Origin of the sequence: Streptomyces sp. NBC_00631 (assembly GCF_045206895.1) — a bacterium.
Classification (GTDB): Bacteria; Actinomycetota; Actinomycetes; order Streptomycetales; family Streptomycetaceae; genus Streptomyces.
This window is the reverse complement of sequence record NZ_CP107734.1, coordinates 5,747,729-5,768,417: the sequence shown is the minus strand read 5'-3', so window position 1 is coordinate 5,768,417 and position 20,689 is coordinate 5,747,729. Positions and strand designations below refer to the sequence as shown.

14 protein-coding genes and 2 pseudogenes are annotated in these 20,689 nt (G+C 69.8%); 8 read left to right on the top strand and 8 right to left on the bottom strand.

The genetic code is table 11. The annotated features are described in order from the left end of the window. Window positions 1-51 precede the first annotated feature (51 nt). The 4 genes and pseudogenes from OHB00_RS26475 (at window position 52) to OHB00_RS26460 (ending at window position 5,483) form a co-directional block, all read left to right on the top strand. Window positions 52-1,803: a VWA domain-containing protein gene (locus OHB00_RS26475; RefSeq protein WP_406438146.1), complete on the top strand. Its 1,752-nt coding sequence runs from the start codon at window positions 52-54 to the stop codon at window positions 1,801-1,803. Window positions 1,804-1,911: 108 nt separating this feature from the next. Next, window positions 1,912-3,528, top strand: coding sequence for a methionine--tRNA ligase (metG, locus tag OHB00_RS26470; RefSeq protein WP_406438144.1), 1,617 nt, complete (start codon window positions 1,912-1,914; stop codon window positions 3,526-3,528). Between the two features lie 89 nt (window positions 3,529-3,617). Beyond that, a pseudogene (locus OHB00_RS26465) lies at window positions 3,618-3,836 on the top strand (methionine--tRNA ligase); the annotation flags it as partial. Window positions 3,837-3,980: 144 nt separating this feature from the next. Further along, on the top strand, window positions 3,981-5,483 hold the full coding sequence (locus tag OHB00_RS26460) for a polysaccharide pyruvyl transferase family protein (protein WP_406438143.1): 1,503 nt from the start codon (window positions 3,981-3,983) through the stop codon (window positions 5,481-5,483). Here the strand turns inward: OHB00_RS26460 and OHB00_RS26455 are convergent. Together OHB00_RS26455 and OHB00_RS26450 are read right to left on the bottom strand one after the other, a co-directional pair. After that, window positions 5,392-5,676, bottom strand: coding sequence for a DoxX family protein (locus OHB00_RS26455; protein ID WP_406445992.1), 285 nt, complete (start codon window positions 5,674-5,676; stop codon window positions 5,392-5,394). The genes OHB00_RS26460 and OHB00_RS26455 overlap by 92 nt on opposite strands. A 34-nt stretch (window positions 5,677-5,710) precedes the next feature. Next, window positions 5,711-7,063 carry a polysaccharide lyase family 1 protein gene (locus tag OHB00_RS26450; RefSeq protein WP_406438141.1) on the bottom strand — a complete coding sequence of 451 codons (1,353 nt, stop codon included), beginning with the start codon at window positions 7,061-7,063 and terminating at the stop codon, window positions 5,711-5,713. Between the two features lie 210 nt (window positions 7,064-7,273). On the opposite strand from OHB00_RS26450, the gene OHB00_RS26445 reads away from it, so the two are divergent. Both OHB00_RS26445 and OHB00_RS26440 read left to right on the top strand, forming a co-directional pair. Next, window positions 7,274-7,747 carry a hypothetical protein gene (locus tag OHB00_RS26445; RefSeq protein ID WP_406438139.1) on the top strand — a complete coding sequence of 158 codons (474 nt, stop codon included), beginning with the start codon at window positions 7,274-7,276 and terminating at the stop codon, window positions 7,745-7,747. 249 nt (window positions 7,748-7,996) lie between these two features. After that, a pseudogene (locus tag OHB00_RS26440) lies at window positions 7,997-8,329 on the top strand (hypothetical protein); the annotation flags it as partial. On the opposite strand, the gene OHB00_RS26435 reads toward OHB00_RS26440, so the two are convergent. Together OHB00_RS26435 and aspS are read right to left on the bottom strand one after the other, a co-directional pair. Beyond that, window positions 8,239-9,153 (bottom strand): intradiol ring-cleavage dioxygenase, encoded by a 915-nt coding sequence (locus OHB00_RS26435; protein WP_406438137.1) that lies wholly within the window; start codon window positions 9,151-9,153, stop codon window positions 8,239-8,241. The pseudogene OHB00_RS26440 and the gene OHB00_RS26435 overlap by 91 nt on opposite strands. A gap of 133 nt (window positions 9,154-9,286) precedes the next feature. Further along, entirely contained in the window at window positions 9,287-11,050 is a 1,764-nt protein-coding gene (aspS, locus tag OHB00_RS26430) for an aspartate--tRNA ligase (RefSeq protein ID WP_406438135.1), read from the bottom strand. 169 nt (window positions 11,051-11,219) lie between these two features. Between aspS and OHB00_RS26425 the strand changes: the two genes are divergently transcribed. After that, window positions 11,220-13,334: a SpoIIE family protein phosphatase gene (locus tag OHB00_RS26425; protein WP_406438133.1), complete on the top strand. Its 2,115-nt coding sequence runs from the start codon at window positions 11,220-11,222 to the stop codon at window positions 13,332-13,334. Here OHB00_RS26425 and OHB00_RS26420 read toward each other — a convergent pair. The 4 genes from OHB00_RS26420 to OHB00_RS26405 form a co-directional block, all read right to left on the bottom strand. After that, on the bottom strand, window positions 13,331-14,389 hold the full coding sequence (locus OHB00_RS26420) for an AI-2E family transporter (RefSeq protein ID WP_406438131.1): 1,059 nt from the start codon (window positions 14,387-14,389) through the stop codon (window positions 13,331-13,333). The two genes, OHB00_RS26425 and OHB00_RS26420, sit on opposite strands and share 4 nt — an antisense overlap. A 501-nt stretch (window positions 14,390-14,890) precedes the next feature. After that, window positions 14,891-15,868: a pirin family protein gene (locus OHB00_RS26415; RefSeq protein WP_406438129.1), complete on the bottom strand. Its 978-nt coding sequence runs from the start codon at window positions 15,866-15,868 to the stop codon at window positions 14,891-14,893. A gap of 112 nt (window positions 15,869-15,980) precedes the next feature. Beyond that, window positions 15,981-17,921 (bottom strand): YncE family protein, encoded by a 1,941-nt coding sequence (locus OHB00_RS26410; protein ID WP_406438127.1) that lies wholly within the window; start codon window positions 17,919-17,921, stop codon window positions 15,981-15,983. A gap of 237 nt (window positions 17,922-18,158) precedes the next feature. Continuing rightward, entirely contained in the window at window positions 18,159-18,632 is a 474-nt protein-coding gene (locus OHB00_RS26405; protein WP_406438125.1) for an SseB family protein, read from the bottom strand. Window positions 18,633-18,807: 175 nt separating this feature from the next. Here OHB00_RS26405 and OHB00_RS26400 point away from each other — a divergent pair, with 175 nt between their 5' ends. Continuing rightward, window positions 18,808-20,634 carry an acyl-CoA dehydrogenase gene (locus OHB00_RS26400; protein WP_406438123.1) on the top strand — a complete coding sequence of 609 codons (1,827 nt, stop codon included), beginning with the start codon at window positions 18,808-18,810 and terminating at the stop codon, window positions 20,632-20,634. Window positions 20,635-20,689 lie beyond the last annotated feature (55 nt).

Genomic DNA, 20,689 nt, shown 5'->3' with positions numbered 1-20,689 from the left:
CCGTCCTGGCCAGCGGTTGACGGGTATCAACTGACGCGAAGGGTTGCGCACATGGGCATTCTCACTCTCCTGCGGAACGCATTCGGCAGGTCGCGAAAGCCGCGCCCCGCCGAGGCAGAGGGTGCGGACCAGCTCCCTTCGCAGTCGAAGCAGGAAGCGCCGACACCGGAGCCGGAAGCCCCGGCGGCGGTCCCGGAGCCCCGCCCGGCTACGACCGACGAGCACGATCTGGTCTCAGCGGCCTTCGACAACGTAACGGTTCCGAAGCAGGCGACCCGCCTCATCGAACCAGAGGTGGACCTCACGACGGACGCCACGCCGAAGCCGGTCCCCGAGCCCGAAGCCGCCCCGACGGCAACGACCGAGTCCGAGACGGCGCCTGCGGCTGAGGCCGACGCGGCGCCTGCGGCTGCGGCCGAGACCGAGGCGGTGGCTGAGGCTGAGGCTGAGGCGGCGCCCGAGGTTGAGGCCGAGCCGGCGCCCGAGACTGCGGCTGAGGTCGCGGCTGGGGCTGCGGCTGAGGTGACGGCGGAGGCGGAGGCTGCCGCCGAGGCTGAGGCGACGGCGACCGAGGACGCGCCGACAGCGGAGCCGGTCGCTGAGGCCGAGCCGGTCGCTGGGGCTGCGGCCGCGCCGGTGGCGGAAGCCGAGGCCGAGGCGGCAGTCGAGCCGGAGCAGGCAGCAGAGGTGGCCGAGGAAGCGGCCGTGGAGCCGGAGACCGAGGTCGAGGTCGAGCCGGTCGCCGAAGTGGCCGCGGAGCCGGTGGCCGAGCCGGTCGCTGAGGCCGAGCCGACGCCGGAACCGGAGACCGGCGAGGCCGAACCCACTCAGGGGACCGAGCCGGTCGCGACGTCCGGCGCCGACGCCGAGGTGACGCCGGAGCCGGTCACCGAGGTGGCTGCCGAACCCACTCCGGAGCCCGAGACCGAGCCGGTCGCGACGTCCGGAGCCGACGCCGAGGTGGCGCCGGAGGCGGTCGCCGAGGTGGCTGCCGAACCTACGCCCGAGCCCTCGTCCGCCCCTGCGGCGGATGACGAACCGGCCGCGGCGGTCGAGCCCGAAACCGCCCCCGAAGCGGTCGAGGCGCCGGCCGAGACCACCGCCCCGGAACCCGCCGCTGCCGCCACAGCCGCCGACGGCGAGTCCGCCCCACAGGGGCCACCCGCACCCGGGAACACTCCCGCCGAAGGCGAAGCCGAGGCGGCTCTCGCCAAGGCCGGCCTCACCGGCACCCACGCCGTCACCTACCTCGTCCTCGACCGCTCCGCGAGCATGCGCCCGTACTACAAGGACGGCTCCGCCGCGGCCCTCGCCGACCAGACCCTCGCCCTCGCCACCCGCCTCACCCCGCCCGGCGGGACCCCCTCCGTCCACGTCGTCTTCTTCTCCACCGAGGTCGACGGCACCACCGACCTCACCCCCGCCTCCCCGGAGAACGCGATCGACGAGGCCCACGCCGGCCTCGGCCGCATGGGCCGTACCAGCTACCACGCCGCCGTGGAAGCCGTACTCGCGCACTACGACAAGACCCAGGCCCCCGGCACCCCCGCCCTCGTCGTCTTCCAGACCGACGGCGCCCCGGACGCCAAGACCCCCGCCACCCAGTCCCTCACGGGAGCCGCGGAGTCCCACCCCTCCGTCTTCTTCTCCTTCGTCGCCTTCGGCGACCACGAGAACAAGGCCTTCGACTACCTCCGCAAGCTGAAGACCGGCAACGCGGCCTTCTTCCACGCGGGCCCGACCCCCCTGGAGCTCACGGACGCGGAGCTCTACGACGGCCTCCTGATCGACTGGCGCCCGTAAGGGCCGCAGCGGCACGCAACGCACCCCGGGGGGTGGACCGGAAGCTGCCGGTCCACCCCCCGAAACGCGTGTGAGTCGATCTCCTCGGGCCAAGTAGGATTTCGACTCATGGCGGCCACTGGATCCGAGAAGCAGGGTGGAAAGGCGTACTACGTCACCACCCCCATCTATTACGTCAACGACGCTCCTCACCTGGGCCACGCCTACACGACCGTCGCAGGCGACGTGCTCTCCCGCTGGCACCGTCAGCGTGGCGAGAAGGTGTGGTTCCTCACCGGCACGGATGAGCACGGTCAGAAGATCATGCGCACCGCCGAGACCAACGGGGTCACCCCGCAGGCCTGGGCCGACAAGCTCGTCACGGAGGCCTGGAAGCCCCTGTGGGAGCACCTGGAGATCGCGAACGACGATTTCATCCGCACCACGCAGAAGCGGCACACGGACCGCGTCCAGGAATTCGTGCAGGACCTGTACGACAAGGACGAGATCTACAAGGGCGGCTACGAAGGGCCGTACTGCGTCGGCTGCGAGGAGTACAAGCTCCCCGGTGAGCTCCTCGACGGCGAAGGTGACTTCGCGGGTCAGAAGCTCTGCCCGATCCACAAGACGCCCGTGGAGATCCTCAGCGAGGAGAACTACTTCTTCAAGCTGAGCGAGTACGGCGAGAAACTCCTCGCCCACTACGAGGCGAACCCGGACTTCATCCAGCCCGAGTCGGCGCGCAACGAGGTCGTCAACTTCGTCCGCCAGGGCCTCCAGGACCTCTCCATCTCCCGCTCGACCTTCGACTGGGGCATCCCGATCCCGTGGGACGCGAAGCACGTGATCTACGTGTGGGTCGACGCGCTGCTGAACTACGCCACGGCGGTTGGTTACAACGAGAACCAGGCGAAGTTCGAGGACACCTTCCCGGCCGACGTGCACCTCGTCGGCAAGGACATCCTGCGCTTCCACGCGGTGATCTGGCCGGCCATGCTGATGGCCCAGGGCCTTCCGCTGCCGGGCAGGATCGCCGCGAACGGCTGGCTGATGGTCGGCGGCGAGAAGATGTCGAAGTCGAACCTGACCGGTATCAAACCGCAGGACCTGACCTCGCACTTCGGCGTGGACGCGTACCGCTGGTACTTCCTGCGTGCGATCGCCTTCGGCCAGGACGGGTCGTTCTCCTGGGAGGATTTCTCCGCCCGCTACACCAGCGAGTTGGCGAACGACTACGGCAACCTCGCCTCCCGGGTAGCGGCCATGGTCGGCAAGTACTTCGGCGGCGAACTGCCGGCAGCCACGGCTGACGGCGAGGCCGAGAAGGCCGTCCACGACGGCCTGGCAAAGGCCGTCACCGAAGCGGATCGCCGTATCGGAGACGAGCTGGACTTCCAGGGCGGCATCCTGGCCGTCTTCGACTTCGTCAAGCAGGTCAACGGCTACCTCACCGAGCAGGAGCCGTGGAAGGTCGCCAAGGACGACTCCGCCGAGGGCAGGGCCCGTCTCGCGACGATCCTCTACACCGCCGCGGAGTCGCTCCGCGCGGTGGCGGTACTCCTGAACCCGATCATGCCGGACACCTCCCAGAAGCTCTGGGACTCCTTGGGCGCGGAGTCGGGCCTCGGCACTCTCGCAGACCAGAGGGTCCGAGAGGCCAGCGCCTGGGGCCGGCTGCCAGCCGGTTCGTTCGTCACCAAGGGAGCGATCCTCTTCCCCCGCCTCGAAGAGAAGCCGACCGCCTAGCTTCAGGGCAGGGGTGAACCGCTGAGCAGGGCAGGGGATGCCGGATCGCCGTCAGGGCGATCCGGCATCGTCGTCCAGGATGGTGAGGACTTTACGCGTCGGAACCCTTCATCCCGGCGACGGCGAAGACGATGCGCGAGGCGTTCGCCCTTCCCGCCGACACCGCGACCTGGATCACCGCCGACGATGCGAAGTCACTGACCGCGGTCCCCGCCGGCACCCCCTTCACCGTCCCGCCGGTCCTGTTCGCCAAGCTCACGGACGAGGACCTGGAGACGTACAGGACCCGCTTCGGCGGCGAGACCGCCGCGCAAGCACTCAGCACCACCGAAGGGCCGGCGGGAGGACCCCCTCCGCCGGCCCTTCGACGTGAGGTAAATCCCAGGCAAGAGACCGATCAGTCTCTTACCGATCCTTCACTCTGCATTTACCTTCAGGTTAGTGTGCCCTTCGTGAAACGAATCCTGATCCGCTCCGGGAAGAGCCCGTTCCATGTCGCCACTCCTGCGGAGTTCATCCACCAGGACCTGATCGGGACGAACACCGGGAACCTGCTCTTCAGCGACTCGGCACACAAGATGCTGACCACCCCGGACACCGAGGTGACGTCCAACGGCATCCGCACCGACCCCTCGGCCCGCCGGGCCGCGGAGATCAACGAGCAGTACGACGTCTTCGTCGTCCCGCTCGCCAACGCCTTCCGGCCCACCTTCCACGCCTCCCTGGACCGGCTGACGACGCTGATCGAGCAGCTCACCATCCCGGTCGTGGTGTTCGGCGTCGGCGCCCAGGCCCCCGCGGACTACGACACCGCGTGGCTGAACCCGATGGCCGACTCGGTCCGCCGCTTCGCCCGCGCGGTCCTGGAGCGCTCCGCCTCCATCGGCGTACGCGGCGAGCTGACCTCGGACTACCTCAAGGGCCTCGGCTTCCACGACGTCGACATCATCGGTTGCCCGTCGATGTTCCTGTACGGCGAGACCTTCCCGGAGATGCGGGCCACGGAGCTGACCGCCGCCTCACGCATCGCCCTCAACCTGTCGCCGGACGCGATACCCGTCGGCGACATAGCGGGGATCGCCCGGCACGCCTGGGAGCGCTACCCCCACCTCGCCTACTACGCGCAGAACACCGTCGACGCGGAAGTGCTGATGTGGGGCGACACCTCGCCGGAGTCCGGGCACACGGACCCCTTCCCGCTCCAGCTCAGCCACGCCCTGTTCCAGGAGAACAAGGTCCGCATGCCGCTGGACCCGGCCACCTGGATCGACGAACTGCGCGGCTTCGACTTCGCGTACGGCACCCGGATCCACGGCAATGTCGCCGCCCTGCTGGCCGGTACCCCGAGCGTCGTCCTCACCCACGACTCGCGCACCCTCGAACTGTGCCGCTACTTCGACATCCCGCACCGCTCGCTCACCGAGCTGGACGCCGGCACCGACCCGCGTGACCTGTACGAGGACGCCGACTTCTCCGCGATGGCCAAGGGCCACGGCGAGCGCTTCGAGCGCATCGTCGCCTTCCTCGACCGCAACGACCTGCGGAACACCTACACCCACGGCGACGGCGGCGCCGCCTTCGAGGCCCGGCTGGCCGCGCTTGACCTGCCCGCGTCGATGCCGGTCTGGGACGGCGGCGACGACGGCCAGATGCGCTACCGGATCAGCCGCCTCCGCGAGCGGATCACCGCGGCCGACGCCAGGGCCGACCGGCACGCCAAGGAGAACGGGGAGCTGCGCAGCCGCCTGGCCACCGCCGAGAAGCGCGCCGCCGAGACCACCCGCCAGCTCGAAGCCGTCCGCAAGGAACTGACCGCCGCCACCAAGCAGCTCTCCAAACAGCTCTCCGCGGTGGAACGCCGGGTCACGGGCATCGACAAGCGCCTCCTGGTCCGGGTGGGCCCGGCCCTGCGCCGCCGCGTCCGCCGCTCGAAGCCCCAGACACCCCACAGCTGAGTCCCGCGACCGGGCGTCGGCTCACCAGGTCCAGCACCAGCGCTCCGGCGACCGGGGCGGCGTACACCAGCGGGAACGGGATGTGCGAGTACCACTTCGCCCGGGCCACGGTGATCGCGGCCCCGGTGAAGTAGAGCAGCAGACCCACCGCGGTCGGCACCCCGGCGACCGGCACGACCAGCCCGACCAGCAGGCCGACCGCGCCGCTTTCCGCGGTGCGGGACGGCTCAGCTCGCCGTCAGCACGCCCGCGCCGGCCGTCTTCGCCAGCTCCGCCGGCAGGTTCTTGGCGCTCGACTCCAGGCCGGCCGTCAGGGTCGGCGTCCAGTTGACGGTCGGCTTGATCTTCTTGGAGTTCGCGGCGTTGTAGGCGGCGACCAGGTTGGTCGTCGTGCCGTTGACGAGGTTGCCGCTGCCGGCGACGGAACCGGTGCCGTCGCCGCTGAGGAGCTTGGAGACCTTGATGGAGCTCGGCACGGTCCAGTAGTTGTCCTGGGCCACGACCTGGGCCTTGGCGCGCGAGTTGATGCTGTACTGCAGCGCGTAGCCGTTGAGGGGCGTCACGTCGTAGACGTTGTTGTAGATGTGCACCTGGCCGACACGGGTGAGCGGGGCGCGCTGGACGATGCCCTTCCAGATGTTGTGGTGGAGGGTGACGCGCAGCTTGCCGCTCGGCTCGCTGTCGCTGCTGCCGATCAGCATCGTCTTGTCGTGGCTGGTGAACTGGTTGTGCTCGACGGTCACCAGGTCCGAGCTCTTGGTGATGTCGAGTTCACCGTCGTGGACCTGGTACTCACGGCCGTAGTACTTCGGGTTGAGGCCGTCGAAGTGCCCGGCGTCGGTGAACGTGTTGTGGTCGGCCCAGACGTGCGTGGCGCCGCGCAGCGTGACCGCGTCGTACTCGGAGTTCCAGTTGCCGCTGTCGCCGTCGGTCGGGTCCCACTGCGGGAAGCAGTCCTCGGCGTCGGAGAACGTCAGGTTGCGGACGATGACGTTGCCGACCTTCTGGATCTGGAGCATGCCGCCGGTGATACCGGCCTTGGTGCCGGGGACGCCGACGACCGTGGTGTTGGCGGGCACCTTGAAGACGATGTTCTGCGCCTGCTTGGCCTGAGCGGCGGCGCGGGCCTTCTCCTGGGTGCCGGAGGGCAGCTTGGAGCGGCCGTACGTCGACGGGTCGAACGCCTTCAGGTAGGCGCTCAGCGAGTAGCCGGTGCCGGCCGCGTAGTCGGCGCAGGTCAGCTTCTTGCCACTGGCGTCGGTGTTGGCGTCGATGGTTCCCTTGATCTTGATGATGCGCGGCGTGGTGTCGCTCGCCGAACCCAGCGCCTTCACCAGCTGGGCGCGGGTGGAGACGGTGAAGGTGTGCGCGGTGTCGGCCTTCGCACCACCGGTCGTACCGGAACCGGACGACGCCCAGCCGTCCTTGGCGGCGAGCGTCTGGTGGTAGAGGTCGACGGCCGACGTGGCGTTCGCGCTGAGCACGAGCGCACCGGCACCGACCCCGGCGGCCACGACGGCGGCCGAGACGACGAGGGTACGGCGCTTGCGAAGAGACCGGCGGTGAGAGACAGAGGCCACGGAGGAGTCCTTACGTACTTCCGAAGTGCTGGGGACGGGCCCGCCGGGGCGGGCTTCACTCCTCTGTGGTTGTGGAGATCGAAAAGGTTGCCGTGAATTTTTCTGCGGTGTGGTGCCCATCCCGGAAGAGAGCGGCGAAAGTTGACGCGGGCAGCCTTTCCCCGACGCCCCGACATCCGCATGTCCACAACACATCCGTATGGTTTCGCCATGGCACCTGAGCTCATCCCGATCGCCTACGAGCCGCACGGCCGTACCGAGGCCATCGGTCACTACACCGGCGGGCAGTTCCTGGCGTCGGTCACCTACGCGTTCCCCGAGGGGTTCCGGCTCGACGAGGGCTGGGAGGAGCAGAAGCGGCTCTACTCGGTGCTGCATCTCTTCGACGCCGAGGGGCACTACCACGACTCGCAGATCTGGTGCGCGGGCAGCTGGGCCGAACAGCAGCGCGATCCGGACGGCGCCGGGTCGGTGCTGGCGCGGGCCCGCGCCCACCTGGCGGGCATGCTCCGCAGCCTGCCGAGGCGGACGTACAAGGACATCGCGATACGCCCGTTCCAGCTCGTCGTGGACGGCGTGTTCTTCGGTCTGGTGGCGAAGGAGGACGAGGACGGCGGCTGGGCCGAGCTCTACCCGGACCACCTGGGCTTCGGCGAGCCCTGGGACGGCCGGTACGACACCTGACCGGCATGGGCCCGCCCAAGCACTGGTAAAGCCCGTTCACCTGTGCGAGGGCGGGGGAGGGCGCGGACGGGAGTCCACGTGGCCCCAGGGCGCGGACGCGGTCGTCGTGCTGTAGGGCTCCGCCTCGGGGCTGTCGGCGAGCCGCCGTAGGACCATCACCCAGAACACCGCGGGCGTCCCAGGTGCCTCCGAGCCGACGGCTTCTTCGGTACGACGGTCTCGGTCGGGGACGTCGACAAGAACGGCAGGCCGGAGCTGTTCGTCGGCGCGGCGGGCGAGAACAACTCCACCGGAGCCGTCTGGGGCCTCCCCGGCGGCTCGGCCAGGCCGACGGCCACGGGCAGCCGCGCCATCACGCCGAACGGCGCCGGCCTCACCCAGGGGTGGGGGGGCACCATGCGGCGACGGACTGCTCCCGGTGATCTGAACACGCCGAAGGCGCCCGGGGTCTGCCATCCGAGTCCCGGGCGCCCGTGTCACGGATGTCGGGGTCAGCCGTCGTTCGTCTCGTCCGGCTCCACGCCCAGGGTCAGGTGGGCGCGGACGCCCCGGGCGATGTGGTGGCGGTCGTACCTGAGGTAGAGCAGGCCGCCCTCGTGGCCGTTGTCCGGGTAGATGGAGTCCTCGTCAAGGGTGGTGCGGGTGGTGGCGTTGCTCGCGTACGGCTCCACCTCGGCCGACAGCAGTACCGACTTCTCGTCGAAGAAGAGCTGGCCGGTGTGGCAGGTGTGCCCGCCCTCGTAGCCGGCGTCCGTCCACTCGCCGTCCACGTGGACCTTGACGTGGATGTGGACGCAGCGGCCCTGGTACCAGCCGGGGAAGACGGTCCTGAAGCTGACCTGCCCGTGCCGGTCGGTGTGCCAGGTGCCGCGCAGGTAACGCGTGTCGTCGGTCGGCTCCTGGTGGCCGCCGCCACCGCCGGGCGGGGGCCCGGTGGGGGTACCGGTGGGCGCGTCGGTCGGCGGGGTGCCGGTCGGCGGGGTGCCGCCTCCGCCGCTGCCCACCGCCTCGTACCCCGAGTAGACGCCCGAGGCGTTGCAGTGCCAGATGTCCACGGCCGCGTTCCTGAGCGGCTTGCAGGTCTCCGCGTCGATCACCTTGAGGGTGAGGTGCAGGGGGATGCCCGCCTGGTCCTCGGTGACGTCCTGGCGGAGCTTGTCCGCGTCGATGTAGTAGGGGCCCTCGACCAGTTCGGAGGTGAGCGTGTAGCAGGCGCCCTCCGAGGCCGAAGCCGAGGTCGCGGCTCCGGTGGCCGCCTCCGTGGCGGTACCGCCGCTCGCGGCGAAGGCGCTGCCGACGCCCACCGCGGTCACGGCCACGCTGCCCGCCGCGAGAACCGAACGACGGGCCAACTTCCTTCTTTCTTCGGGGGATTGAGCCCCTGTGGGGGTGTGGGTGTCTGTCATGGTCAGGGACCGTAGACAAGGCCGGGCCGGTGCGAACATCGGAGAGAGCTGTGAATGCGCGGTGGACAGGCGAAAGGCTCGAAACCGACGCCGGTTTCGAGCCTTTCGTTCAGCTGTGCCGTTCCCTCGTGCCTTACTTCGGCTGCGGCTTCCGGATGGAAAGGTGCAGCTCGCGCAGGCGGGCCTCGTCCAGCTCGGTCGGAGCGCCCATCATCAGGTCCTGGGCGTTGCCGTTGAGCGGGAAGGCGATGGTCTCGCGGATGTTCGGCTCGTCGGCGAGGAGCATGACGATGCGGTCGACGCCCGGGGCGATGCCGCCGTGCGGCGGGGCGCCGAAGCGGAACGCGCGCAGCATGCCGGCGAACTCGCGCTCGACGGTCTCCTCGTCGTAGCCCGCGATGCCGAAGGCCTTGAGCATGATGTCGGGCTCGTGGTTCCGGATGGCGCCGGAGGACAGCTCGACGCCGTTGCAGACGATGTCGTACTGCCAGGCAAGGATGTCCAGCGGGTCCTGGGTCTCCAGGGCCTCCATGCCGCCCTGGGGCATCGAGAACGGGTTGTGCGAGAAGTCGATCTTCCCGGTCTCCTCGTCCTTCTCGAACATCGGGAAGTCGACGATCCAGCAGAACCGGAAGACGTCCTCCTCGAAGTGCCCGGCGCGACGCGCGGCCTCGACCCGGACCGCGCCCATGATCTTGGAGACCTCGTCGAACTCGCCCGCGCCGAAGAAGACGGCGTGCCCGGCGGCCAGCGAGAGCCGCTTGGTCAGCTCGGCGACGTTCTCCTCGGTGAGGAACTTGGCGATCGGGCCGGAGAGGGAGCCGTCCTCGGCGACGCGCACCCACGCCAGGCCCTTGGCGCCCTGCGAGACGGCGAAGTCGCCGAGCTGGTCGAAGAACTTGCGGGGTTGGTCCTGGACCGCCGGGACGGGCAGGGCGCGGACGTGCTTGCCGGCGAAGGCCTTGAACTCCGAGCCCTCGAAGATGTCGGTGATGTCGACGAGCTCCAGCTGGGCGCGGAGGTCCGGCTTGTCGGAGCCGTACTTCAGCATCGCCTCGCGGAACGGGATCCGCGGGAAGGGGGACGTGACATGACGGCCGCCCCCGAACTCCTCGAAGAGCTCGGTCATCAGCTGCTCGATCGGGCGGAAGACGTCCTCCTGCTCGACGAAGCTCATCTCGACGTCGAGCTGGTAGAACTCGCCGGGCGAGCGGTCGGCGCGGGCGTCCTCGTCGCGGAAGCAGGGCGCGATCTGGAAGTAGCGGTCGAAGCCGGAGATCATCAGCAGTTGCTTGAACTGCTGCGGGGCCTGCGGCAGGGCGTAGAACTTGCCCGCGTTCAGGCGGGACGGGACGACGAAGTCACGGGCGCCCTCGGGAGAGGTCGCGGTGAGGATCGGCGTGGCCATCTCGTTGAAGCCGAGGGCGACCATCTTGTGACGGATGGCCGAGATCACGGCCGTACGCAGCATGATGTTGCGGTGCATGCGCTCGCGGCGCAGGTCCAGGAAGCGGTACTCCAGGCGCCGCTCCTCGTTGACCCCGTCCTCGGTGTTGATCGTGAACGGCAGCGGGGCGGCCGCGCCGAGCAGCTCGACCTCGCCGACCTCGACCTCGACCTCGCCGGTGGGCAGGTCGGCGTTGATGTTCTCGGTTCCACGTGAAACAACGCGGCCGTCGACGCGGACCGTGGACTCCTTGGAGAGCTTGTCCAGGGCCTCGTACGCCGGGGTGCCCGGGCGGGCGACGAGCTGCGTGATGCCGTAGTGGTCGCGCAGATCGATGAAGAGGATGCCGCCCAGGTCGCGCCGATTGTGCAGCCAGCCGCTCAGCCGGACGTCGGTGCCGACGTCAGAGGCGCGGAGCTGGCCGCAGGTGTGGGACCTGTACCGATGCATCGTCGGATGTTCCTCTTCTTCGGGTTCTGCCGAGGTGCTCTCCTCGACCGGGACGGGCCACGGGGCCCGGACCCATCAAGGGTACCGGGCACCCAAAGATCGCCTCCCCACCATTAATCCGGTGCAGAAACAGTGGCACTCTGCGATCTCATCTTCCTAAAGTGGGGCAATGCGAACTGGCGAGCCCCTGCCCGCCGTGGAGGACGTGCTCGCCGCCCTCGCGACCGGGCTGTGGCACTGGGACACCGCCACCGGGCTGGTCACCGCGGACGCGGAGGCGGCCCGGCTGATCGGGCTGCCCGCCGAGGCGTCCGTCATGTCGGAGGCCCTGGTCCGGTCCCGTTTCCACCCGGTGGACTGGAACGAGAACACCAGCATCACCCGGCTGGCCGCGGTCGAGGGCACCCTCGGGGAGGTCCGGCTGCGGGTCATGGACGAGCGGGGCCGGCTGATCCGAACCGTACGCAGCCGTTTCCGGCCGGTGTACGACTCCGAGGAGCGCGTGTACCGGGTGACGGGCACCATCCAGGAGGTCTCGGAGCCGTCCCCCGGCACCGCCGCCCAGCACCCGGTCACCGGTGACTGGCGGCGCTCCCGGGAGGCGTTCCTGCTGGACGCGGGCCGGGCGCTGGCCGAGGCACGGTCCACCGAGGAGGTGCTGCGGGTCGCCGCGGGCCTGTCCATGCCCGGGTTCTCCCCGGACGGGCTGGTGGTCTTCGGGGTCAAGGGCGACCGGCTGATGATGATCGGCCACCACGGCCAGGACATCGACGAGGACAGCCCCTTCACCAGCATGCCGCTGGACACGGACTACCCGGCCGCCGAGGTGGTGCGCACCGGGCGGGCCGTCTATCTCTCCTCCGCCGAGCAGTACCAGTCCCGCTACCCGGTGACCTGGCCGCTCGCCGAGCGCTTCGGCCGCCGGTCCTGGGCCTTCCTGCCGCTGACGGTGGCCGGGCGGACCATGGGTGCCTGGATGGCGGGCTTCACCTACCCGGTCTCGTTCACCCCCGACGAGCGGTCCGTGCTCACCACGGTGGCCCGGATGCTGGCGCAGGCCCTGTCCCGGGCCGGGATCGCGGACTCGGAGCGGGAGCTGACGGACGGCCTGCAGCGCTCCATGCTGCCGACGCTGGGCCCCGAGATACCCGGCATGGACACGGCCGCCCGCTACATACCGACCGGTGGCGGCCTCCAGGTGGGCGGCGACTGGTACGACATGATCCCGCTGCCGTCCGGCCGGCACGCCCTGGTCATCGGCGACGTCCAGGGCCATGACGTACGGGCCGCGGGCCTGATGGGCCAGCTGCGGATCGCGCTGCGCGCCTACGCCGCCGAGGGTCACCGCCCGGACGCGGTGCTCTCCCGGGCCTCCCGTTTCCTGCACGGGATCACCTACGCCGAGGACGACGCCGACCTGCGCTTCGCGACCTGCCTGTACGTCGAGGCGGATCCGGTGAGCGGGGTGCTGGAGATCGCCCGTGCGGGGCATCCGGACCCGACGATCCGGATGGCCGACGGCACGGTGCTGCGGCGTCCGACGGCGGGCGGGCTGCCGCTCGGCATCGACCCGGACGCCGACTATCCGACGACGCGGTTCGCCCTGGAGCCCGGCGAGACCATGATGATCTGCACCGACGGTCTGATCGAGACCGGCGGCCACGACATGGAGAGCGGCTGGCAGCGGATCCGGACGATCATGGAGGAGCACGCCGACGGCGACCTGGAGAAACTGGCCGACGGGCTGGTCCAGGCCGTGCACGGTCCTTCCTCCCACCACACCACCGGGCCGCTGGCCGACCGCCGCGAGGACGACATAGCGGTCCTGCTGCTGTCCCGGCCGGGCACCGGCCTGCCAGGCGACGAACGCCTGGCGGTACGGCCGCGGATCCGCCGCACCCTGCTGTCGGTGGCCCAGGACGAGCCCGAGCGGATCGCCGAGGCCCGCCAGCACGTGCGCGAGCTGCTGCACGACTGGGGCTCACCCGACCAGGTCGACTCCGCGGTCCTCCTGGTCTCCGAGATGCTCACGAACGTCCTCGTCCACACGGACGCGGACGCGCTGCTGCTCGCCGAGGTCTCCGGCCGGGCCCCCGAACGCCGGCTGCGGGTCGAGGTCACGGACGCCGGCGACGACCTCCCGCACAAGCGCCGCCCCGGCGAACTGGCCTCCTCCGGCCGCGGTCTGGTGCTGATCGAGATCCTGGCGGACGCCTGGGGCGTCGACCCGCGCGGGCAGGGCAAGAGCATCTGGTTCGAGCTGTACGAGAGCGACAGGTCCTAGCGGGTGGCGTCGGCCGGTCCCGTCGGGCCGGTGGCGTAGCGGGCGCGCAGCTCGTGTACGACCCCGAAGGCGGCCGAGGTGAGCGGTACGGCCAGCAGCATGCCGAGGATCCCGGCGACGGAGGCGCCGCCGGTGATGGCCAGCATCACCACCGCCGGGTGCATCTGCATGGTGCGGCTCTGGATCATGGGCTGCAGCACATGCCCCTCCAGCACCTGCACGGCGAGCACGACGCCCAGCGCCCACAGCGCGATGACGAAGCCGCGGTCGGCGAGGGCGACCAGGACGGCGACGGCGCCGGAGATGAAGGCGCCGAGGTAGGGGATGTAGGCGCCGACGAGGACGAGTGCGCCGAGTCCGACGGCCCCTGGTACGCGGAGGACCAGCAGGCCGACGGTGATGCAGACGGCGTCGATGAACGCGATGACGGTGGTGCCGCGCATGAACCCCTCGATGCCCTCGAAGGCACGGCGGGCCATGGCCTCGACCATGTCGGCAACGGAGGCGGGCGCGAGGGCCCGGATGGCGCCGACGACCCGGTCCGAGTCGCGCAGGAAGAAGAAGACGAGCAGCAGTGCGAGGACGGCCATGGCGATGCCCTCGCCGACCACGCTCACCCCGCTGATGACGTTGGAGGCGGCGGTCCCGGCGAACTTGCCCAGCAGGTTGCGGGCGTTGCCGGCCAGGTCGCCGACCGAGGTCCCGGCGGCCCCGAAGTGCTTGGCGAGGGACTTCGCGGCCGACTTGAGGGAGGCGACGATCTGGTCGCCGGTGTCGACGAGGGCCGCGACGACGATGTAGACGGCACCGCCGACCACGGCGACCACGGCGACGCAGGTGAGTCCGGCGGCGACGGAGCGGTGCACGCCGACCTGGACGAGCCGTCGGTACAGGGGGCCGAGCAGTGCGGTGCCGAGCAGGGCGAGCAGCACCGGGATCACCGCGGTGCGGAACTCCGAGCAGAGCTGGATGCCGACGTATCCGACTCCGGCGGCCAGCAGCAGTACGGCACACCACGCGGCGAAACGGCGCACGGGCTCGGGCAACAGCTGCACAGGTCCTAGCGGACCACGCGAGGCCGACCAACGCCGCGCCGTACACCCCCTGCCGAGTGAACGCACCCTCCAGCCGCCGTACCGGGGGGGGGGTCCGCCCCCTGGACCCCCAAAACCTCCGCCCACCCGCCACCCGACTCGGTCGCTGACAAGGCGAGGCCGAAGGAAAGACAGAAGGAACGACAGGAGGGGGGCGACTCGGTCGCTGACAAGGCAAGGCCGAAGAAAAGACAGAAGGAACGACAGGAGGGGGGCGACTCGGCGGCCGACAAGGCGAGGCCGAAGAAAAGACAGAAGGAACGACAGGAGGGGGGCGACTCGGTCGCTGACAAGGCGAGGCCGAAGGAAAGACAGAAGGAAGGACAGGAGGGGGGCGGCTCGGCCGGCGAGAAGGCGAGGTCGACGGAAAGGCGGGAAGGGGGCTCGGTTGCCGAGTGGGCGAGGTGGGAAGGCGGGAGGCCCGGCGGGTGGTTGTGCCGGGCCTCTCTGGGGTTCTGTCGGCTACGCCTGCGGGCCCGTTTCGGTCATGCCGTGTACGGCCGGGATCGTGCCCAGGCGGCCCTTCTGGAAGTCCTCGAAGGCCTGCACGAGCTCGTCCTGGGTGTTCATGACGAACGGGCCGTAGTGGGCCATCGGCTCACGGATCGGCTGCCCGCCGAGGAGCACGACCTCCAGGTCCGGCGTGTGCGAGTCCTGCTTTTCATCGGCCCGAACCGTCAGCGACGAGCCCGCGCCGAAGACCGCCGTCTGACCCAGGTGGATCGGCCGGCGATCCGCGCCCACGGAGCCCTTTCCGGCGAGGACGTACGCGAGGGCGTTGAAGTCCTCACGCCAGGGCAGCGTGATCTCCGCGCCCGGCGCCAGCGTCGCGTGAACCATGCTGATCGGAGTATGGGTGATACCGGGACCCTTGTGACCGCCGAGCTCACCGGCGATGACCCGCAGCAGGGCACCACCGTCCGGGGTGGTGAGCAGCTGGACCGAGCCACCGCGGATGTCCTGGTAGCGCGGCGCCATCATCTTGTCCTTGGCCGGCAGGTTCACCCACAGCTGCAGGCCGTGGAAGAGGCCGCCGGACACCACCAGGGACTCCGGCGGGGCCTCGATGTGGAGGAGACCTGCGCCCGCCGTCATCCACTGGGTGTCACCGTTGGTGATCGTGCCACCGCCGCCGTTGCTGTCCTGGTGGTCGAAGACGCCGTCGATGATGTAGGTGACGGTCTCGAAGCCGCGGTGGGGGTGCCAGGGGGTGCCCTTGGGCTCGCCCGGCGCGTACTCCACCTCCCCCATCTGGTCCATCATGATGAACGGGTCGAGATGGCGGTAGTTGATCCCCGCAAACGCCCGGCGCACCGGGAAACCCTCGCCCTCGAAACCACTCGGCGCGGTCGTGACGGCGCGCACGGGACGGGACACCGCGTCGGCCGGGGCGGCCACCCGAGGCAGGGTGAGCGGGTTCTCGACAGTCACTGCAGGCATGTTGGCTCCTCCTTGTGCGCCCAGTTTAGTTGAGCGTTGAACTTTCTGCCACCCTTAACGGAGAAGGCCCGGAGGACATTCCCTCCGGGCCCGGTCATCCCCGAACGGGGGATCAGTTGCTGAAGTAGAGGTACTTCCACGCGCCGTACGTCGTGGAGTTCACGGTGTCGCCGGACGAGCCGTTGACGTACACCGAACGCACCCGCGCCCGGATCCCGGACTCACCCGGCGCCCCGAGGCGCACGCCGGACTTGCCGTTCGAGGCGACCGGGAAGTACTCGGAGTCCGTGGCGTACCACGTGCCCTGGTAGTAGACCTGCACGTCCAGACGCTGCTTGCGGCCCGGGTAGTAGGTCATGGTCGTGGTCAGGACCGGGTCGGTGTTCTTGTGGAACCAGTAGTACGACGTCGACCCGATCTTCGCCGTCCGGTAGTGCTTGGAGACGGCGGTGGAGACCTTGACCCGCGCGTACGCCGTGGCCTTCACGGTCTTCGGCGCGTAGCGGGCGTCCCCGTCGAAGACCGCGGAGACGGCCGTGTCGCGGGTCATGTCCACCCAGGCGGCGATGTTCCCGTGCGAGTCCACCTTGCCGGTCTTGATCAGCTTCTTCGGCTTGTCGCCGCCGAAGGGGTCCGCGTAGATCCTGACCGAGCGGTTCTTGTACGTCGTGCCCAGGTGCGCGGTGAACTTCACGTCGGCGCCGTAGTCGTAGAGCTTGCCGTTGTTGTTCAGGCTCAGGCCGGTCGCCGCGCGGGAGACCGTGACCTTGTCGGAGGCGGTGGCCGCGGTGTGGCCGGCGTCGCCCGCGTAGCCGACCTTGTAGGTGACCGTGCCGCCGGCCGGCGGGGTGTCGGCGAAGGAGTAGGTGCCGTCCCCCTTGACCGTGACGGCGGGCAGCGCCTTGCCGTTCGGGGACTCCAGGTCGGTCCGGGTGACCGCGAGCGGTGTGCCGGCCGGGAGGGGGACGGTCGCGGTGACCTTTCCGGTGACCGTGAGCTTCTTGGCGCGGGGCGCGGACGACGGCGCGTTGACGGTGAGGGCCGGGACGCTGAGCGCCGGGTCCGCGAACGCCTTCAGGGTGTAGGTGTTGTCCGCGTTGCCGGCCAGGGCGAACAGCCGGGAGGAGTCCGGTGCCCAGGCGACCGCGCCCATGGTGGAGCTTCCGGCGTCGAAGCGGCGCACCGGCGTGCTGGAGCCCGTCCGGTAGACGTTCACATGGCGGTCGTAGACCTCGGCGATCTGGCCGGTCGGCGAGACGTCGCCGAACCAGCCGGTCTCGGTGAGGCCCGAGCCCTCCGTGAAGGTTCCGTCGGCGTAGTCCAGCTTCCGGTAGCCGTTCCACAGCACCTGGGAGGTGCCGGGCACGAGGTCGATGTCGTTGGAGTAGCGTCCGCTGTCCGTCTTGGCGACCAGCTTCGGAGTGGCGCCGGAGACGTCGAGGAGGTTGATCGCGCCCGGGCTGGTCCCGCTGTCGGTGTAGGTGAGCAGGCCGGGGGCGGCCGGGTCGGCGTCGAGGAGTCCCGAGTTGTAGTAGGGGGCGACCTCGTCCGGCAGTTGCCCCAGCGTCACCGCGGCGGCCGGGTCGGCCGCGGCCGGGTCGACGGAGCCCAGATTGCCGTGCATGCCGTCCTCGGCCTGGGTCCGGTAGGAGAACCAGAGCCGGCCGCCCGAGAACGCGACCTCGTGCGGAGCGACGCCGGCCCCGACGTCGTAGCGGGACGTGACCTCCAGGGTGGCCGCGTCGAGCGCCACGATCTCGTGGCCGGAGGGCAGGGCCGCGTACAGGGTGGCGCCGTCGTCCGACAGCGCCAGACCGCTGACGTCACCGAAGCCGACGTTCAGGTCGACGAGGGTGCCGTTGTAGTCGGTCGCCAGGATGCGGCCGTTGGCCTCGTCGGCGACGAAGACACGCTTCACGGCACCGTCCGCGACCAGACCGACGGGCGTGGTGAGAACGGCCGAGGCGGCCGAAGCGGTGCCGGCCGAGACGACGCCCAGGGCCGCCGAGCCGAGCAGGACCGCGAGCGCCGTCGCGACCGAAGTGCTGCGCATGCGCACAGTGATGAGACCCCCAGTGAGAACCCGGGTTCGCCGGGTGGATGAGAGCGCCGCGCGGCGCCCGAGCACGACCGCGGAACGAGCGGTTGCGCGCGGGGCGCGGCTGCCACCGGGCAGCCTATGGCATGGCTGTGACAAACAGGGGGTGGGTTTCCAGCGGGTGCGCTGCCCGGCCGGGATGCCCGGGGGTGCCCGGCCGGGATGTCCGGGTGGGTGCCCGGCGTTCGGCGACTAGCCGTACATCCGCCGCATCGCGAAGTCGACCATCTGCTCGACCGCCTTCGCGTCGAAGACCATCCGGTGTTCGCCCTCCATGTCCAGGACGAAGCCGTAGCCGGTCGGGAGGAGGTCGATGACCTCCGCGCCGGTGATCACGAAGTACTTGGACTCCTTGCCCGCGTACCGGCGCAGCTCCTTCAGCGAGGTGAACATCGGGATCACCGGCTGCTGGGTGTTGTGCAGGGCCAGGAAGCCGGGGTTGTCGCCGCGCGGGCAGTACACCTTGGAGGTGGCGAAGACCTGCTGGAAGTCCTCGGCGGTGACCTGACCGGTGGTGAAGGCACGGACCGCGTCCGCGAGGGACGGCGGGGACGGCTCGGGGTAGAGCGGCGCCTGCTGGCCGTAGCCGCCCGGCATCTGCTGCTGCGGCTGGGCGTACTGCTGCTGAGCGGCCCCACCGTCCATGGGCTGGCCGTATCCATACATGCGCGCAAGCCTACCGAGACACGCGGCGTCCGCGAGAAGGTAGACCCTTCTCACACTTAACCGATGGGGGTTGCGTCTTATTACCGACGGGTAGCATCATCGGAGCTACTCGTTGGTATGTGAAAGCTTGCGCGAGGATTCAGTGCCTCGCCGATCCGGATACGGAGCCGTCACCATGGGGCACTACAAGTCCAACCTCCGCGACATCGAATTCAACCTGTTCGAAGTGCTCGGGCGCGACAAGCTGTACGGCACCGGCCCGTTCGCCGAGATGGACACCGACACCGCGAAGAGCGTCCTGGAGGAGCTGACCCGGCTCGCCGAGAACGAGCTCGCGGAGTCCTTCGCCGACGCCGACCGCAACCCGCCGGTCTTCGACCCGGAGACCAACACCGCCCCGGTCCCGGCGTCCTTCAAGAAGAGCTACAAGGCCTTCATGGACTCCGAGTACTGGCGCCTGGGCCTGCCCGAGGAGATCGGCGGCACCACCGCCCCGCCGTCGCTCATCTGGTCGTACGCGGAGCTGGTGCTCGGCGCCAACCCGGCGGTGTGGATGTACTCCTCCGGCCCGGCGTTCGCCCGCATCCTCTTCGAGGAGGGCACCGAGGAGCAGAAGAAGTGGGCGCAGCTCGCCGTGGACCGGACCTGGGGTTCGACCATGGTGCTCACCGAGCCCGACGCGGGTTCGGACGTCGGCGCCGGCCGTACCAAGGCGGTCCAGCAGGAGGACGGCTCCTGGCACATCGAGGGCGTGAAGCGCTTCATCACCTCGGGTGAGCACGACATGGAGGAGAACATCCTCCACTACGTGCTGGCCCGCCCCGAGGGTGCCGGTCCGGGCACCAAGGGCCTGTCCCTCTTCCTCGTCCCGAAGTACCTGTTCGACTTCGAGACCGGCGAGCTGGGCGAGCGCAACGGCGTCTACGCCACGAACGTCGAGCACAAGATGGGCCTGAAGGCCTCCAACACCTGCGAGATGACCTTCGGCGACCGCCACCCGGCCAAGGGCTGGCTGATCGGCGACAGGCACGACGGCATCCGCCAGATGTTCCGGATCATCGAGTTCGCCCGCATGATGGTCGGGACGAAGGCCATCTCGACGCTCTCCACCGGCTACCTGAACGCCCTTGAGTACGCCAAGGAGCGCGTCCAGGGTCCGGACCTCGCGAACTTCATGGACAAGACCGCGCCCAAGGTCACCATCACCCACCACCCCGACGTCCGCCGCTCGCTGATCACGCAGAAGGCGTACGCCGAGGGCATGCGCGCCCTGGTCCTCTACACCGCCTCCATCCAGGACGCCATCGCGGTCAAGGAGGCGACCGGCGAGGACGCGAAGGCCGAGCACGCGCTCAACGACCTGCTCCTGCCGATCGTCAAGGGCTACGGCTCCGAGAAGGGCTACGAGCAGCTCGCCCAGTCGCTGCAGACCTTCGGCGGCTCCGGCTTCCTGCAGGAGTACCCGATCGAGCAGTACATCCGCGACGCCAAGATCGACACCCTGTACGAGGGCACCACCGCCATCCAGGGCCAGGACTTCTTCTTCCGGAAGATCGTCCGCAACCAGGGCGCGGCGCTGAACTCGCTCGCCGAGGACATCAAGAAGTTCCTGGCGCTCGGCACCGGCGGCGAGGAGCTGGCGGGCGCCCGCGAGCACCTCGCGAAGGCGGCCGTCGAGCTGGAGGCGATCGTCGGCCTGATGCTGACCGACCTCGCGGCCACCGAGCAGGACGTCAAGAACATCTACAAGGTGGGCCTGAACACCTCCCGCCTGCTGCTCGCCTCCGGTGACGTGATCGTCGGCTACCTGCTGCTCAAGGGCGCCGCGATCGCCGCCGAGAAGCTGGAGACGGCGTCGAGCAAGGACAAACCGTTCTACATCGGAAAGATCGCGGCGGCGAAGTTCTTCGCGGCCAACGTGCTGCCGGGTGTCACCCTGGCCCGCAAGATCGCGGCCGACGTGGACCTCGACCTGATGGAGCTTGACGAGTCGGCTTTCTGACCGGCCGGAGTTCCGCTCACGGTGGCCCGCTCCCTCGCCGGGGAGCGGGCCACCG

Excerpts from the sequence above, each read along its gene's own strand:
- OHB00_RS26475 (WP_406438146.1), top strand. The coding sequence starts at position 52 with ATGGGCATTCTCACTCTCCTGCGGAACGCATTCGGCAGGTCGCGAAAG.
- metG (WP_406438144.1), top strand. The coding sequence starts at position 1,912 with ATGGCGGCCACTGGATCCGAGAAGCAGGGTGGAAAGGCGTACTACGTC.
- OHB00_RS26445 (WP_406438139.1), top strand. The coding sequence starts at position 7,274 with ATGGCACCTGAGCTCATCCCGATCGCCTACGAGCCGCACGGCCGTACC.
- OHB00_RS26435 (WP_406438137.1), bottom strand. The coding sequence starts at position 9,153 with ATGACAGACACCCACACCCCCACAGGGGCTCAATCCCCCGAAGAAAGA.
- aspS (WP_406438135.1), bottom strand. The coding sequence starts at position 11,050 with ATGCATCGGTACAGGTCCCACACCTGCGGCCAGCTCCGCGCCTCTGAC.
- OHB00_RS26425 (WP_406438133.1), top strand. The coding sequence starts at position 11,220 with ATGCGAACTGGCGAGCCCCTGCCCGCCGTGGAGGACGTGCTCGCCGCC.
- OHB00_RS26415 (WP_406438129.1), bottom strand. The coding sequence starts at position 15,868 with ATGCCTGCAGTGACTGTCGAGAACCCGCTCACCCTGCCTCGGGTGGCC.
- OHB00_RS26410 (WP_406438127.1), bottom strand. The coding sequence starts at position 17,921 with ATGCGCAGCACTTCGGTCGCGACGGCGCTCGCGGTCCTGCTCGGCTCG.
- OHB00_RS26405 (WP_406438125.1), bottom strand. The coding sequence starts at position 18,632 with ATGTATGGATACGGCCAGCCCATGGACGGTGGGGCCGCTCAGCAGCAG.
- OHB00_RS26400 (WP_406438123.1), top strand. The coding sequence starts at position 18,808 with ATGGGGCACTACAAGTCCAACCTCCGCGACATCGAATTCAACCTGTTC.